This is a genomic window from Luteitalea sp., assembly GCF_022842525.1.
GTDB lineage: Bacteria > Acidobacteriota > Vicinamibacteria > Vicinamibacterales > Vicinamibacteraceae > Luteitalea.
This window is the reverse complement of sequence record NZ_JALHPM010000037.1, coordinates 1-14,925: the sequence shown is the minus strand read 5'-3', so window position 1 is coordinate 14,925 and position 14,925 is coordinate 1. Positions and strand designations below refer to the sequence as shown.

Here is a 14,925-nt window from a genome sequence, read left to right as displayed (position 1 = left end):
GGATGCGGGGATGGTCGGCGGCACGGCGTCCGAGCACCGCTGGGTGTATAGATCAGGCAGAAGGAGGTCCTGCCGTGATCCCCATCACGCACATCCTCTGTGCGGTTGATTTTTCCGATACGTCCCACCATGCGCTGCGCCATGCGGCAGCGCTGGCCGCGTGGTTCCGCGCGCGCCTCACCGTGTTGCATGTCGCGGCGTCCCCGAGCGACACGTTCCTGCCAGCCGCGGCGCCCGGCGACTGGGCTCCCGCGCTGTCCCTGACACCGCCGCTCGATCAGGTGCGGGAGGAACTCGCGCGCGAGGTCACGCGCGTCGGCGCCGACCCGGTGGCGCCGGACCTCACCGTCGCGGTCGGGCGTCCCCACGAGGTCATCCTCGCCGAAGCGCTGGCGCGCGGCGCCGACCTGCTGGTGGTCGGCACGCACGGCCGAAGCGGCTTCCACCGACTGGTGCTGGGCTCGGTGGCCGAGAAGGTCCTGCGGCTGTCGCCCTGTCCCGTGCTGACGGTGCCGCCGCATGCCGCGGGTGGCGTCGCGGTGCCGAGCTACCGGCAGATCCTCTGCCCGATTGATTTCTCGGCCTCGTCCCGGCGGGCCCTGACCCTTGCCGTCGAGCTCGCGCACGAAGCCGGCGGCCACGTCACCGTGCTGCATGCGCTCGAGTACCTCGATCCCGAGGAACCGTGCGAGCACGTCCCGATCGACATCCGGGCGTATCGCGCGCACCTGCTGACGCACGTGCGTCAGCGCCTGCACGAGGCGGTGACCGCCTCGGGCGCCGACGCCGAGACGGTCACCGAGGCGTTGGCCGTCAATCGTGCCTATCAGGAGATTCTCGACCGCGCCGCGTCGCTGCCGGCCGACCTCATCGTGATGGGCACTCAGGGCCACGGCGGCATCGAACTGATGCTGTACGGCTCGAACACCCAGCAGGTGGTGCGGCGTGCCACCTGCCCGGTCCTCGCCGTTCGCGGCTGACATGCCGGGACTCACCACCGCCGAGGCGGCGGCACTGCTGGACCGGGTTGGCCCCAACGCGCTGCCCGAACGGCCGCCCGTGCCCGTGTGGCGCCGCCTGCTGGCCCAGTTCTCGAGTCCCCTGATCTACATCCTGCTCTTTGCCCTGGTCTTCGACGCCGGGGTGTGGATCTACGAGGGGGCCAGGGGGTGGCCGGTCGAGGCGACGGCCATCGGCGTCATCCTGCTGCTCAATGCGGCCCTCGGTCTGTATCAGGAATACCGCTCCGAGGCGGCGCTCGCCCGACTCAAGGTGCTCGCGGGGGCGCAGGCCTGGGTCCTGCGTGACGGCCGCCTGCAGCGGGTCGCCGTGGAGGCGATCGTGCCCGGCGACCGCGTCCGCATCGAGGCGGGCGATCGCGTGCCGGCCGATGGCGTCATCGCCGAGGCCCACGGCGCCATGCTGGACGAAGCCGTCCTGACGGGGGAGTCGCTCCCGGTGGACAAGGGCCGGTCGGACGAGGCCTTCAGCGGCACGCTGCTCCTCCGCGGACATGCGCTCGTGGACGTCACCCGCACCGGGCCCTCGAGTGCGATGGGGCGCCTGGCGACGATGCTCGGCGACATCCAGGCAGCGCAGACGCCGCTCGAGAAGCGTGTCGACGCCCTCGGCGGCCAGATCGCGCGCGTGGTGCTCGGGCTCGCCCTCGTGCTCGGGGTGCTGGGTGTGGCGGCCGAAGGCCTCGGCCGGGCGTCGCACATCGTCATCTTCGCCGTCGCGCTGGCGGTGGCAGCCGTCCCCGAAGGCCTGCCCGCCGTGCTCACGGTGGCCCTCGCGCTCGGTGTCGAGCGGATGGCGCGGCAGCGCGCCGTCGTGCGACGTCTGGCGGCCGTCGAGGCGCTTGGCTCGGTGGACGTCATCGCCACCGACAAGACGGGCACGCTCACCGAGAACCGGATGGACGTCCGCAGCATCGACGTCATCGACACCCCGCGGGCGCTCGCCGCCATGGTCCTGGCCAACGATGGCGATCTCGCCACGGGCGCCGGGGATCCACTGGATCTCGGGCTCCTGCGGTATGCCGACGCCCAGGGCCTCGACATCGTCGCCCTGCGCGCCGCGCATCCGGTGCGGTCGACCCGGCCGTTCGACAGCGCGTGGAAGTACACGCGCACCACGGTCGAGGGGCCGGACGGCCTGACCAGCTACGTGAAGGGCGCTCCCGAGGTGCTCCTCGATCGGTGCGGGCTCACCGGCGAGGCGCGCGCCTCGTGGCAGACGCGCGCCGACGACCATGCGGCGACCGGGCATCGGGTGCTGGGCCTGGCCACCGGCGCCGGCGAGGACGAGACCGCCCTCACGTGGCTCGGTCTGGCGCTGTTCTGGGATCCGCCCAGGCCGGAGGTGTTCGACGCCGTCGCCCGGGCCCAGGCGGCAGGCATACGCGTGGTCATGATCACCGGCGACCATCCGGCCACCGCCCTGGCGATCGCCCAGCAGATCGGCGTGCACGATCCTCGCGTTCTGGCGGGCGACGAGCTCGGACGGCTCGAGGGCGCGGCGTTGTCGCGCGCCATTGCGGAGGTCACCGTCTTCGCACGGGTGCAGCCGGAGCAGAAGCTCCTGATCGTCGAGCACCTGCAGGCGCAGGGGCGCGTGGTGGCGATGACCGGGGACGGCGTCAACGACGCGCCGGCCCTCAAGCGGTCCGACGTCGGCGTGGCGATGGGGCAGCGCGGGTCCGACGTCAGCCGCGAGGTCGCCGATCTCGTGCTCCTCGACGACAACTTCGCCACCATCGTCGGCGCCGTCGAGGAAGGGCGGAGCATCTACGAGAACATCCAGAAGTTCCTCCGCTTCCTGTTCTCGACCAATCTCTCCGAGGTGTTGCTCATCACCTCGGGGGCCGTGCTGGCGTGGACCTGGGGCCTGCGTGATGCCACCGGGGCCCTGCTGCTGCCGCTGACGGCGGCGCAGATCCTCTGGATCAACCTGATGACCGATGGCCTTCCGGCCCTCGCCCTGGCCTTCGACCGCACGCCAGGCGTGATGCAGTTGCCGCCGCGGGCGGCGTCGGCGCCGCTGCTCGACCGGTCGTCGATGCGCTTCGTCGTCGCGGCCGGCGTGACCAAGGCCCTGCTGGCGCTGACGATGCTGTGGCTCGTCCCGTGGCTCGGCCACGACCGCGACACGGCGCGGGCGGCGGCGTTCCACTTCATGGCGATCGGTCAGCTGCTGCTCACGTATCCAGCGCGCCATACGTGGATGCGGCCGCTGCCCAATCGCTGGCTGCACCTGGCGGTCGGAGCCGGTATCGTGGTGCAGGTCGCGGCCGGGGAGATCCCGTTCATGGCCGACCTGCTCGGCAACGCGGCCGTGCCGCTGACTGTCTGGCCCATCGTGTTCGGCGGTGCCCTGCTGGCCTGGGCTCTGATCGAGGGCATCGCGCTGCTGGCCTGGCGGGGGCACGAGGTGCCGGAGGATCCGTCGTGACGACGTGGCTCGCGTTCCTCGCCGTGGCCCTCGTCATCGTCGTGGCCGGCGCGCGTCTGGCGCACGACGGCGACGTGCTCGGCGAGAAGTCCGGGATGGGGCGCAGCTGGACGGGCCTGGTGCTGCTGGCGGCGACCACGAGTCTCCCCGAGCTGTTCACCGGGCTGGGCGCCACGGTCCTGGCCGATCATCCCGACATCGCGGTCGGTGACGTGCTCGGCAGCTGCATGTTCAACCTGCTGATCCTGTCGATGCTCGACGCGCTGCAACCCGAGCCCCTGTCGGCGCGCGCGCACCAGGGGCACGTGCTGTCCATCGGCTTCGGCCTGCTGCTGCTCGGCGTCGTCGGGCTGGCCCTGCAGGCCGGGGCGCGGACGCCCGTGGTGGGCTGGGTCGGCATCGCGACACCGGTGCTGTTCGTGCTGTACCTCGTGGCGATGCGAACGACGTTTCGCTACGAGCAGCAGCGGCTGGCCAGGGAGCGGGACGCCGTGGCGGACGTACGGCAGTACGACGCCGTGCCGCTGCGGACGGCGGTCATGCGCTATGTGGTCGCGGCGTCGTTCGTGGTCGGGGCGGCGCTGCTGCTGCCCGGCCTCGGTGCCGACCTGGCGCGCCAGACCGGGCTCGGGGAAGCGTTCGTGGGCAACCTCTTCATCGCCTGCACGACGTCCTTGCCGGAAGTGGTGGTCTCGATTGCCGCCGTGCGGCTCGGCGCCGTGGACCTGGCCGTCGGCAACGTGCTCGGCAGCAATCTCTTCAACATGTTCATCCTGGCCATCGACGATGCCGCGTACGTGAGGGGCCCGCTGCTCGCGGCGGTGCAACCCGGGCACATGGTGGCGGTCGTCGCCGCCGTGACCATGCAGGCGCTGTTCCTGGTCGCCCTGACGTACCGGGTGCTGACCAAGCGATTCGTCGTGTCCTGGGACACGGCCGGCATCGCCGTCGTGTACGTGGCGGCCGTCGCGCTGATGTACGTGGTGCGGTAGCGCCAGACGCACGAGGGGCCCGCCAGGTCGTCCTGACGGGCCCTCCGTGTCCTGCGTGTCGCGTGGCGCTTCTAGAACGCGTACTTCAGCGCGAAGCGGATGATGCGCTGGTTGCTCGCGGCGGTGATGGTGCCGAACTGCGGGCTGGCCAGGTTGGTGTTGGGATTGGCCCACGCCGGCGTGTTGGTCAGGTTGAACGCGTCGGCCCGCAGCTCGAAGAAGCGGTAGGTCTGGCCGAACGTGAAGCGCTTGACCAGCGAGAAGTCGAGGGCCGTGAAGCCGGGCCCCCGCACGCCGCTGCCGTTGCGCACCGTGTTGCCGAAGGTGGCGGGCGCCGGCTGCGAGAAGACCGCCGTGTCGAAGTACTTCACGTTCGGGCCGAAGCCGCCCAAGATCTCCGGGTCGCCGTTGCGGTCGGCGTAGAGCGTGTTGCCCGGGGCGCGCAGCAGGGCGCCATCAGCCGTCACGCTGAGCGGCGTGCCGCTCATCAGCGTCAGCAGGCCCGAGGCCTGCCATCCGCCGAGCGTGTTGCGCAGGAAGGCGTTGTCGGCATCCCGGAAGAACGGCATGTCCACCACGAAGCTGGTCACCCAGGTGTGGCGACGGTCGAAGCCGGCGAGCCCGTACGAACGCTCCCGGTCGGCCGGCGTGGCGATGCCGCCGTTGTCGTCGGCGAAGTTGCGCGCGCGGCCGAACGTGTAGCTGTTGGTGACCAGGATGCCGTTCATGAAGCGGCGATCGATCTTGGCCTGCATCGAGTGGTAGTCGCTGCGGCCGGGCACGCGCGAGGGGACGCCGGCGATGCGGCCGAACGGCGCGAAGAGCGGACGGCCGGCGTTGTCGAGGCCGAGCACCGTCGCGGCGTTCAAGTCGATGGCGTAGAGCATGCCGACACCGCGGTTGCCCACGTAGGCAACCTCACCGGTGAAGCCGAGGCCGAGCTGGCGCTGGTAAGCGACGTTCCACGAGTGCAGGTAGCCCTCGTAGATGTTGTCGGGAATCGAGAACAGACCCGAATTGCGCAGGAACGGCTGGTCCACCGGCACGATGCCGTTGCTCGGGATGTCGACGCCGCCGACGGTCGGGAACCCGGCCCTCAGGCTGCCACCCTGCGTGAAGGCGTTGGTGGCCTGGAGGATCACGTTGCCCTTGGTCGGGTAGTTGAAGGCGTACGTGTTGTCCGGGTACGGGGCCGTGGCGGCGCCGTACCCGGCCCGCAGAACGTCCTTGTCGCTGATGCGCCACGAGATGCCGGTGCGCGGTGCGAAGTTGGTCTTGCGCGTCTTCGTGCCGAGGTCGGTCGGCACTTCGCCGATGCCGGCGACGCGCAGGGTGTTGTTCGACGGGTCGTAGCTCGACAGACCGCCCCGCTCCTGGATGCCGACGAACGGCGTGTAGTACTCGTAGCGCAGTCCGAGGTCGACGGTGACGTTGGGACGCACCTGCCACTTGTCGTGGACGAAGAAGAAGTACTGCTGGTGCCGGGTGCCCGGCTCGTCGACGAACGGCACGTCGCGGCGCACGTCGTTGGCATAGTCCAGGAGGAAGGAGGCCAGCGAGTTGGCGACGTTGTTGCGGATCGCCGCGGCGTCGGCCGGCGTGGAGGTCCCTGACCCGTTGTAGGAGAACGTGCCGCGCGGGCCGCCGAAGTCCTGCGTCTGCAGGAGGAAGTCGCGGTTGCGGCGCAGGTCGGCGCCGAACTTGACCTGGTGGTTGCCGGCCAGCTTGGTCAGCGTCGTCGCGAGCGTGTAGGTCGTCTCACCGCGGTCCCAGGGCATCGAGTTCGAGAACCCGACCACCGGGTTGCTGTAGTTCTGGATGTTCACCGACATGATGCCGCTGGTGTAGTCGCTGATGTTCACCCCGGGCACGCCGAGTTCCTGGGCCGTATTGAGGCCCTGGCCCGCCGAGTTGGTGACGTTGTGGTACCAGGTGAAGCCGCCCCGGACTTCCATCACGAGGCTGTTGCTCCACGTCCGCGTCCAGTTCAGGCCGCTGACGATGGTGTCGTTGGTGCCCGTGCCGGCGAAGCCGCCGTTGGCCGGACCGCCGACGTCGCCATAGGGCGACGGGTCGAACACCACCGGGCGCATGAAGCTGAACCGCGGCGAGAACTGATCGCTGCTGCTGGCCTGCCAGTTCAGCTTGATGTCGAACTGGTCGGTCCGCCGCTCACGCACCGTCGAGGCCTCGTAGTTGGGCTGGCCGATCGGCTGGTTCGCGAGGTTGGGCAGCGGCACGCGCGCCAGCACCTGGCGGGCAATCGGGCTGATGCGGGTGGCCGGAATCACGTTGTTGTCGAACGCCGTCCGGTTGTTGCCGAGCCCGTCCCCGGTCAGGGGATCGCGGATCACGGTGTTGGTGGCGCTGCTGAAGTCGCCGTTGCGCCACTCGGCCGGGGGCACGAAGAAGCGGAACACGCGACCGAGGTCGTCGTTGGTGCGCTGATAGTCGCCGAAGTAGAACAGCTTGTTCTTGCGGATCGGGCCGCCGACTGCGAAGCCGAACTGGTTGTAGCTGACGTCGGGCTTGCTGGTGGCGTAGTACGGCGTCGCGTTCAGGCTTTCGTTGCCGGTGAACCAGAAGGCGCTGCCGCGCAGGTTGTTGGTGCCCGACTTCAGCGTGACGTTGGTCACCGCGCCGCCGGCCCGGCCGAACTCGGCGTCGAAGTTGGAGGTGCTCACGGCCACCGTCTCGAGCGCTTCGGCCGACGGGATCAGCACCGTCAACAACCCCGTTCGGTGGTTGTTGTCGAGGCCTTCCATCTGCACGTTGTTGGCGAGACGGCTCTGGCCGTTGACCTTGCTCTCGAGCGAGTCCTGCGAGTTGAAGAACTCGGAGTGCGGTCGCGTCGGCCGCGTCGCGCCCGGCACCGTGGCCCACATGCCCTGGAAGTTGCGGCCAAAGCCGAGCGGCATGGCCGCGATCGCTTCGCCCTGGATGATGCGCCCCGTGTCGGCGCGGTCGGTCTGCAGCGCCGGCGCATCGGTGGTGACCGTCAGCGTTTCCGAGAGGTCGCCCACTTCGAGCCTGAAGTCGACGCGGATCGTCGTGTTGACGTCCACCTCGACCTTGTCGCGCAGCGCCTTCTTGAACCCGGCCAGTTCCGCCTCGACGCGGTACACGCCGCTGGCGACGTTGGGGAACGTGTAGTTGCCCGACTCGTTGGAGATGGAGTTCTGCGCGATGTTGGTGCGCGTTTCCGTGATGGTGATGGTGGCCCCGGGCACGGCCGCGCCCGAGGTGTCTGCGATGTTGCCGAGGATGCTGCCCCGCGCTGCCTGCGCCCGGACGGGCGTCACGCTGGCGGCCATGCCGACCAGCGCCAGAACGCCGCAGGCCAACCATTGATACCGACTCGCCGTGAACATGTGTCCCACTCCCGCGGTCCGTCGGCTGCGCCGGCGCCCGCCCTCGACCGACGTAGCACGCCCCGCAGCACGCGGCACGGCGAGCCCGTCGATGTGGTGTTACCAGTAACGATGTTTCGGTGACTGTACGGCAGGGATAGGCGACTGTCAATTCCGATCGGAGGCCCGTGACGAGGGGGCCGCTGGACTGACCACTCGCGCCGACACGTCGTCGCCATCCCCGCTGCGACGAGCCTCGGCACCGCACTTCGCGATACCATACGCGCTCGCACGACCCCGAGCCGGCCGACCCTCACGTCGCCACGGAAACGCACCATGTCTACCGCCACTTCGCCAGCCGCGCCCCTGTCGGCGTACGCCATCCAGGTCGATCCCCGCGACAACGTCGCCGTGGCCCGCGTGCCGGTGCCTCGAGGCACCCAGGTCCAGGTCGGCCCCGCGGTCGTCGAGGTCCTCGACGATGTCACGCCCGGGCACCGGTTCGCCCTCCATGCCATCCCCGAGGGCGAGTTCGTCCGACAGTACGGGCAACCCATCGGCACGTCGAAGGGCGTTGTCCCGGGCGCGCTCATCGCGCGCGCCAACATGTCCAATGAGGTGCCGGTCGTTCGCGAGCTCGATCCGCACCTCTCGAATCCGGCGCCGGACTTCGTGCCCGAGGCGCAGCGCGCCACCTTCATGGGCTACCACCGCCCGGATGGGCGGGTGGGCATCCGCAACTGGGTGCTGATCGTGCCGACGAGCATGTGTGCGGCGCACGAGGCAGTGCAGATCGCCACCGTCGCCGAGTTCACCCTGTTCGACAAGGCGAAGTACCCCAACGTCGACGGCGTGGTCGCCATCCCGCACAACAAGGGGTGCGGCTGCTCCGATGGCTCAAACATCGAGGTGATGCTGCGCACGCTGGCCGCCTACGCCGAGCATCCCAACGTCGGGGGCGTCGTCTTCATCGGGCTGGGCTGCGAGAAGACCAACCTGACCGTGATGGAGCAGTACCTCAGCGATCAGCACCGCCCGATGAACAAGCCGGTGGCGCGCATCGGCATCCAGGAGGCCGGTGGCACGCAGGGGTCGGTGAAGCGCGGGCTCGAGGCGGTCGAGGCCATGCTGCCGGTGGTCAACGCCATCACGCGTCAGCCGGCCCCCATCAGTGCGCTGTCGATGGGCGTCAAGTGCGGCGGGTCGGACGGCTTTTCCGGTCTGTCGGCCAATCCGGCGCTGGGGCGCGCCGCTGACGAGCTCATTCGTCAGGGCGGCACCGTGCTCATCACCGAGGTCCCGGAATTCTGCGGGGCCGAGCACATCCTCGCCTCACGGGCCAAGGACGCCGAGACCGGACGCGCCGTGTACGAGATGGTGGACTGGTACAAGGACTACGCCGCCAAGTTCGGCACCGTCCTGAACGAGAACCCCAGCCCCGGCAACGTCGCCGGTGGCCTGCTGAACATCACCATCAAGTCGCTCGGGGCCATCGCCAAGGCCGGCACCCTGCGCGTCGAGGGCGTCGTCGGCTACGCGGAGCAGCCGACGGGACGCGGCCTGTACCTGATGCAGGGGCCGGGCTATGACCAGGAGTCGACGCCGGGCCTCATCGCCTCCGGGGCGCAGCTCGTGGTGTTCACGACCGGCCGCGGCACGACCATCGGCAACGCCATCGCGCCGGTGCTGAAGCTGGCCTCCAACAACACGATGTACGAGCGGATGAAGTCCGACATCGACCTCTCGGCGGGCGACATCATCGATGGCACCGCGAGCATCGATCAGGTCGGCCTCGACGTGTTCGCCTACGTCTGCAAGGTCGCCAGCGGCGAGATCCTCGGCAAGTCCGAGGAGACCAAGCACCGCGAGTTCCAGGTCTGGGCCGAGCAGAGCGTGAGTCTCTAGGATTGCGGCAATTGCAGGATTTCGGAATGTCATCACCGGGATCAGTGCGTCGACCAGTGGCGGTACCTACGAAATTCTCCCATTCTGAAGTTCTGCCAAGGCGAGGCGTCTCGTGAGAGCGGCGGTGCTGTCTGCTCCCGGCGTCATGGCGATCCGTGACATCGGCGATCCCGAGGTCGGGCCGCGTGACGTCGTGGTGCGTGTCACGGGCGTCGGGCTGTGCGGCACGGACTTTCACATCTTCGAGGGGCACGCCAACTACCACACCGACCGCCTGGGGCGTCCGGTGCCGTTCGAGGTGTCCCCGCAGGTGCTCGGTCACGAGGTGGCGGGCGTCATCGAGGCCACCGGCGCCGACGTCCGCGACCTGAAGGCCGGGGATGCGGTGGTGCTGGATCAGGGCCGCAACTGTCTCAGCGCCGCCGCGCCCCATCTGTGCGAGTACTGCGCGACCGGCGACTCGCATCAGTGCGAGACCTACGGCGAGCACGGCATCACCGGGCTGCAGGGGGGGCTGGCCGAGGTCATCGTGATCCCCGCGGTGAATGCCGTCCGCCGCGGACACACGCTGCCGGCCGAACAGGCCGCGCTCACCGAGCCGCTCGCCTGCATCATCCACGCCCAGGATGCCGTCCGCCGCGCGAGTGCTTCGGCGCGCTATCGGCTGCAGGCCAGCGACGCCTCGGCGCGCGTGCGCACGGTGCTGATTGCCGGCGCCGGTCCGGCGGGGCTGCTCTTCCTGCAGCACTTGCGACAGGTGATCGGCTTCGAAGGACGCATCCTGGTGAGCGAGCCGAATGCCACCAGGCAGGGGCTGGCGCGCCACTACGGCGCCGATGCCGTCATCGACCCGGTGGCCGACGATGTGGTGGAGGCCACGCTGACGCTCACCGCAGGCCGTCGCGTGGAGTACCTGATCGACGCGTCGGGCAGTGCGCAGGTCTTCGTGCAGATGCCCGGGCTCATCCGCAAGCAGGCCACGGTGCTGCTCTACGCGCACGGGCAGTCCGGCGTCGATCTCGGCGTGCTCAACACCGTGATGTTCCGGGAGCCGCAACTCGTCTCTCCGGTCGGCGCGTCGGGCGGCTTCGACGCGGATGGTCGCCCGTCGGTGTATCGTCAGTCGCTCGAACTGCTCGAATCGGGACGGGTCGACGTCAGCCGGATCGTCACGCATCGCTATGGCGCGCTGGAGGACATCCCCCGCGCGTTCGGCAGTGAGGACCGCCGGGCCGCCGACTACGTGAAAGCGGTCTACGCGCCGGTGTAGGCGTCGGACTTGCCATCGGTGTAGGCGTCGGACTTGGCCGACGCTCAGCGATCTGGTCCGCCGGACAGCGTCCGACGGCTACACGCCGGCAGTAGCCGTCGACCTTCAGGTCGACGGTCCGAAGCATGCAGCCAGAGGAAACGAATGAATCTGCATATCCAACGTGGACTGATGGCCCTGACCCTGTCGCTCACGATGGCGGCGTGTGGTGGTGGCAACGGCGGCACGACCGCTGACGGCTCGCTGCACCTCGCAGTGATTCCGAAGGGCACGACCCACGAGTTCTGGAAGAGCATTCACGCCGGGGCCATCAAGGCACAGCGCGAGTACGAGGCCCAGGGCGTGGCGGTCCGTCTCACCTGGAAGGGCCCGATTCGCGAGGACGACCGCGAGCAGCAGATTCAGGTCGTCGAAGGCTTTCTCAGCCAGGGCGTCAACGGCATCGTCCTGGCGCCGCTCGATGCCAGCGCGCTCGTCCGGCCCGTCCAGGAAGCGAAGCGGGCCGGTATCCCGACGGTCGTCATCGATTCGGCCCTTGCCTCGGGCGACGCCGTGAGCTTCGTGGCGACCGACAACGAGAAGGGCGGGGCGCTCGCCGCCGACCGGCTCGGCCAGTTGCTGCAGGGCAAGGGGCGCGTGCTGGTGCTGCGCTATCAGGAAGGCTCGGCGAGCACCGAGGCGCGCGAGAAGGGCTTCCTCGATCGCCTCGCGTCGCAGTACCCCGACATCCAGATCGTCTCGGCGGACCAGTTCGCGGGGCCCACGCGCGATACCGCCAAGCGGGCCTCGGAGAATCTCCTCAACCGGTTCGGTGGGCAGGTCGACGGCATCTTCACGCCCAACGAGTCGTCGACGGCGGGCATGCTGCTGGCCCTGCAGGACGTCGGCAAGGCGGGACAGGTCCGGTTCGTCGGCTTCGACTCGAGCGAGGCCTTCATCACCGCCATCCGCAACAAGCAGCTCGATGGCGTGGTGCTGCAGAACCCCTTCGAGATGGGCTACCAGGGCGTCAGGACGATGGTGGCGCATCTCAAGGGCGAGGCCATCCAGCCGCGCGTCGATACCGGTGTGACGATCGTCACGCCCGACAACCTGGACACGGACGCCTCGAAGGCACTGCTGAATCCCCCGTTGAGCCAGTATCTGAAGTAGGTGGGTAGGGCCCGTTCTCCGAACGGGCCGTCACCATCACGGACGATGACGGCCGGCTCGGAGAGCCGGCCCTACCCACTGACGATGACGGCCGGCTCCGAGAGCCGGCCCTACCCACGGCCACCATGCTGACGCTGACCGACATCCGGAAGCACTTCGGCGCGACCAGGGCGCTCGACGGCGTCACGCTGGAGATCCGGCCCGGGCGGGTCCACGCCCTCGTCGGCGAGAACGGCGCGGGCAAGAGCACCCTCATGAACGTCATCGCCGGCGGCCTCCGGGCCGACGCCGGCACGATGACGATGGGCGGGGCGGCCTACCAGCCGGATGGGCCGCTCGAGGCCCGGGTGGCGGGAGTGGCGCTCATCCATCAGGAGCTCTCGCTCTGCGATCACTTGACCGTGGCGGAGAACATCCTCCTCGGCCGCGAGCCACGGCGGGCGGGTCGCTACGACCGCGTCGCCGCCAGGGCCGAAGCGGCGCGCGTGCTCGAGCCGTTCCACCACCCCGAACTGCATCCGGACCGCGGCGTGACCGGTCTGCCGATTGCGGCCAGGCAGGTGGTGGAGATCTGTCGGGCCATCTCCGCCGACGCACGCGTGGTGCTGATGGACGAGCCGACGAGCAGCCTGCCGCGCGAGGACGTCGAGCGTCTCTTCACCCTCATCGGCCGGCTTCGCAGCCAGGGCGTCGCCGTCGTCTACATCAGCCACTTCCTGGAGGAGGTCCGGGCCATCGCCGACGACCTCACCGTCCTGCGCGATGGCCGGACGGTCTGGACAGGGACTGCGGACGCCCTGACTGACCCGCAGATCATCAGTCACATGGTCGGTCGCGACGTCGCCGAGCTGTTTCCGGTGAGGCGCCAGGCCCCCGGCGATGCCGTGCGTCTGCAGGCCGATGGGGTCGAGGTCGAGGGCCGTGTCAGGGAGGCGTCGCTGCAGGTGCGGGCCGGTGAGGTCCTCGGCATCGCGGGCCTCGTGGGCGCGGGCCGCACCGAGCTGCTGCGCGGGCTGATGGGGCTCGAGGAACGGCCGGTCCGCGGCCGGCTCGCCGTCAACGGCCGCCCGGTCGCCATCGAGGCGAAGACCCCCTGGGGGCGTCTCGAGGCGGGGCTCGGGTATCTCAGCGAGGACCGCAAGGGCGAGGGCCTGACCCTGCAGATGTCGCTGGCCGACAACCTGACCTGCACGCGGTACGCCACGGTGAGCAAGCATGGCGTCATCGACGGTCGGGCGCAGCGGGCGCAAGGTCAGCGCTGGCTCGAGCGACTCAAGGTGAAGGCGCGCACGCCGGTCCAGGCCGTGCGGACGCTGTCGGGCGGCAATCAGCAGAAGATCGCGCTCGGCCGCCTGCTGCACCAGGAGGCGACCGTGTGGCTGCTCGACGAGCCGACGCGCGGCGTGGACGTCGGCAGCAAGGTGCATCTCTACGAAGCGATTGCCGAGGCCGCCGACGCCGGCTGCGCGGTGATCATCGTCAGCTCGTACCTGCCGGAGCTGTTCGGCTTGTGCACGTCGCTGGCGGTGATGAGCCGCGGGCAGCTCACGCCGTCGGCGCCACTGGCCGACTGGACGCCCGAGTCGGTGATGGCGGCGGCGATCGGGGCACCACAGTGAGAATGCCGGGAATGCCGAGAATGCCGGGAATGCCGGCATGCGGGAATGTCGAAGGCCCAAGGCCCAGTCCCCAAGGCCCAGGTCGAAGGTCGAAGGTCGAGGCGAGCTGAAAGAGTGACCGTCGAACGATGAACGCCGATATCCGTCAACGACTCTCTGCCCTTGCGCCCGTGCTGGGCCTGGTCTTCGTCATCGCCGTGTTCGCGGTGATGAGTGATGACCCGGCGCAGTACCTGTCGCCGCGCAACCTCCGCATCGTCTTCGCGCAGACGGTCATCGTGGCGCTCGGGGCCATCGGGATGACGTTCATCATCATCAGCGGTGGCATCGACCTGGCCGTGGGGTCGACGATCGCGCTGGCGGGGGTGGTCACGGCGCTCGGCCTGCGCGAGGGGTATCCCCCGGTGATGGCGATCGCCGGCGGGGTGGTCACCGGTGGCGTGGTGGGCGTGGTCAACGGCCTGGCGATCACGCGGCTCAAGGTGCTGCCGTTCATCGCCACGCTCGGCATGCTCGGCATCGCGCGCGGCGTCGCCAAGTGGCTGGCCAATCAGCAGACGGTCAACGCGCCGGAGACGTGGGTCAACGAACTGGCAGTGACCTTTCCGACACCGTCGTGGCTGCTCGTGGCCCCCGGCGTGTGGATCGCCCTCGGACTGGCGATCGCGGCGACGTTCCTGTTGCAGCAGACCGTCTTCGGCCGGCGCGTCTTCGCCATCGGCAGCAACGAGAACGCGGCACGGGCCTGCGGCGTGCAGACCGACCGCCTCAAGGTCCGGATCTACGGCCTCGCCGGGTTGTTGTTCGGGCTCTCGGGCGTGATGCAGATGTCACGCCTGCGGCAAGGTGACCCGACGGTGGCCATCGGCACCGAACTGGACGTGATTGCTGCCGTCGTCATCGGCGGCGGCAGCCTGTCGGGCGGCGAGGGCACGATCGTCGGATCGCTCATCGGCGCGCTGGTGATGGCCTTCCTGCGCAACGGATCCCAGCAGATGGGCTGGCCGAACTACGTGCAGGAGATCATCATCGGCATCATCATCGTCCTCGCCGTGGCGGCCGATCGGGCCCGGCGGGCCAAGCAGGCGTAGGGACAATTCAGAATTCAACGTTCACAATGAAGCGCGGGGCCAGCATCGCCACTCACGGGAACACCACCGTCACGGGTGCGCAAGTCGGCGTTC

9 protein-coding genes are annotated in these 14,925 nt (G+C 69.4%); 8 read left to right on the top strand and 1 reads right to left on the bottom strand.

The window, feature by feature from the left end; translation table 11 throughout:
- The first annotated feature begins 74 nt into the window (after positions 1-74).
- From Q0C41_RS10050 to Q0C41_RS10040, 3 genes are read left to right on the top strand one after another with little or no spacing between them, the layout of a single operon-like run.
- Complete coding sequence (locus tag Q0C41_RS10050; RefSeq protein ID WP_291983404.1) at positions 75-980, top strand: universal stress protein; 906 nt, start codon at positions 75-77, stop codon at positions 978-980.
- A gap of 1 nt (position 981) precedes the next feature.
- The gene (locus tag Q0C41_RS10045) at positions 982-3,453 is read left to right on the top strand and encodes a cation-translocating P-type ATPase (protein WP_291983402.1); all 2,472 of its coding nucleotides are present in this window, start codon (positions 982-984) and stop codon (positions 3,451-3,453) included.
- Positions 3,450-4,445 (top strand): hypothetical protein, encoded by a 996-nt coding sequence (locus tag Q0C41_RS10040; protein ID WP_291983401.1) that lies wholly within the window; start codon positions 3,450-3,452, stop codon positions 4,443-4,445. Before Q0C41_RS10045 ends, Q0C41_RS10040 begins: the two co-directional genes overlap by 4 nt.
- A gap of 71 nt (positions 4,446-4,516) precedes the next feature.
- Here Q0C41_RS10040 and Q0C41_RS10035 read toward each other — a convergent pair whose 3' ends face one another.
- Complete coding sequence (locus Q0C41_RS10035; protein WP_291983399.1) at positions 4,517-7,816, bottom strand: TonB-dependent receptor; 3,300 nt, start codon at positions 7,814-7,816, stop codon at positions 4,517-4,519.
- A gap of 315 nt (positions 7,817-8,131) precedes the next feature.
- On the opposite strand from Q0C41_RS10035, the gene Q0C41_RS10030 reads away from it, so the two are divergent.
- From Q0C41_RS10030 to Q0C41_RS10010, 5 genes are all read left to right on the top strand, one after another.
- A complete protein-coding gene (locus Q0C41_RS10030) occupies positions 8,132-9,700 on the top strand; it encodes a UxaA family hydrolase (RefSeq protein WP_291983398.1) in 1,569 nt (522 codons plus the stop codon).
- A 145-nt stretch (positions 9,701-9,845) separates the two neighbouring features.
- Positions 9,846-10,970: an alcohol dehydrogenase catalytic domain-containing protein gene (locus tag Q0C41_RS10025; RefSeq protein ID WP_291983396.1), complete on the top strand. Its 1,125-nt coding sequence runs from the start codon at positions 9,846-9,848 to the stop codon at positions 10,968-10,970.
- A 144-nt stretch (positions 10,971-11,114) separates the two neighbouring features.
- Positions 11,115-12,122 carry a substrate-binding domain-containing protein gene (locus tag Q0C41_RS10020; RefSeq protein ID WP_291983394.1) on the top strand — a complete coding sequence of 336 codons (1,008 nt, stop codon included), beginning with the start codon at positions 11,115-11,117 and terminating at the stop codon, positions 12,120-12,122.
- 125 nt (positions 12,123-12,247) lie between these two features.
- Positions 12,248-13,741, top strand: coding sequence for a sugar ABC transporter ATP-binding protein (locus tag Q0C41_RS10015; protein WP_291983392.1), 1,494 nt, complete (start codon positions 12,248-12,250; stop codon positions 13,739-13,741).
- A 128-nt stretch (positions 13,742-13,869) separates the two neighbouring features.
- On the top strand, positions 13,870-14,832 hold the full coding sequence (locus Q0C41_RS10010) for an ABC transporter permease (RefSeq protein ID WP_291983389.1): 963 nt from the start codon (positions 13,870-13,872) through the stop codon (positions 14,830-14,832).
- The last annotated feature ends 93 nt before the right edge of the window (positions 14,833-14,925 follow it).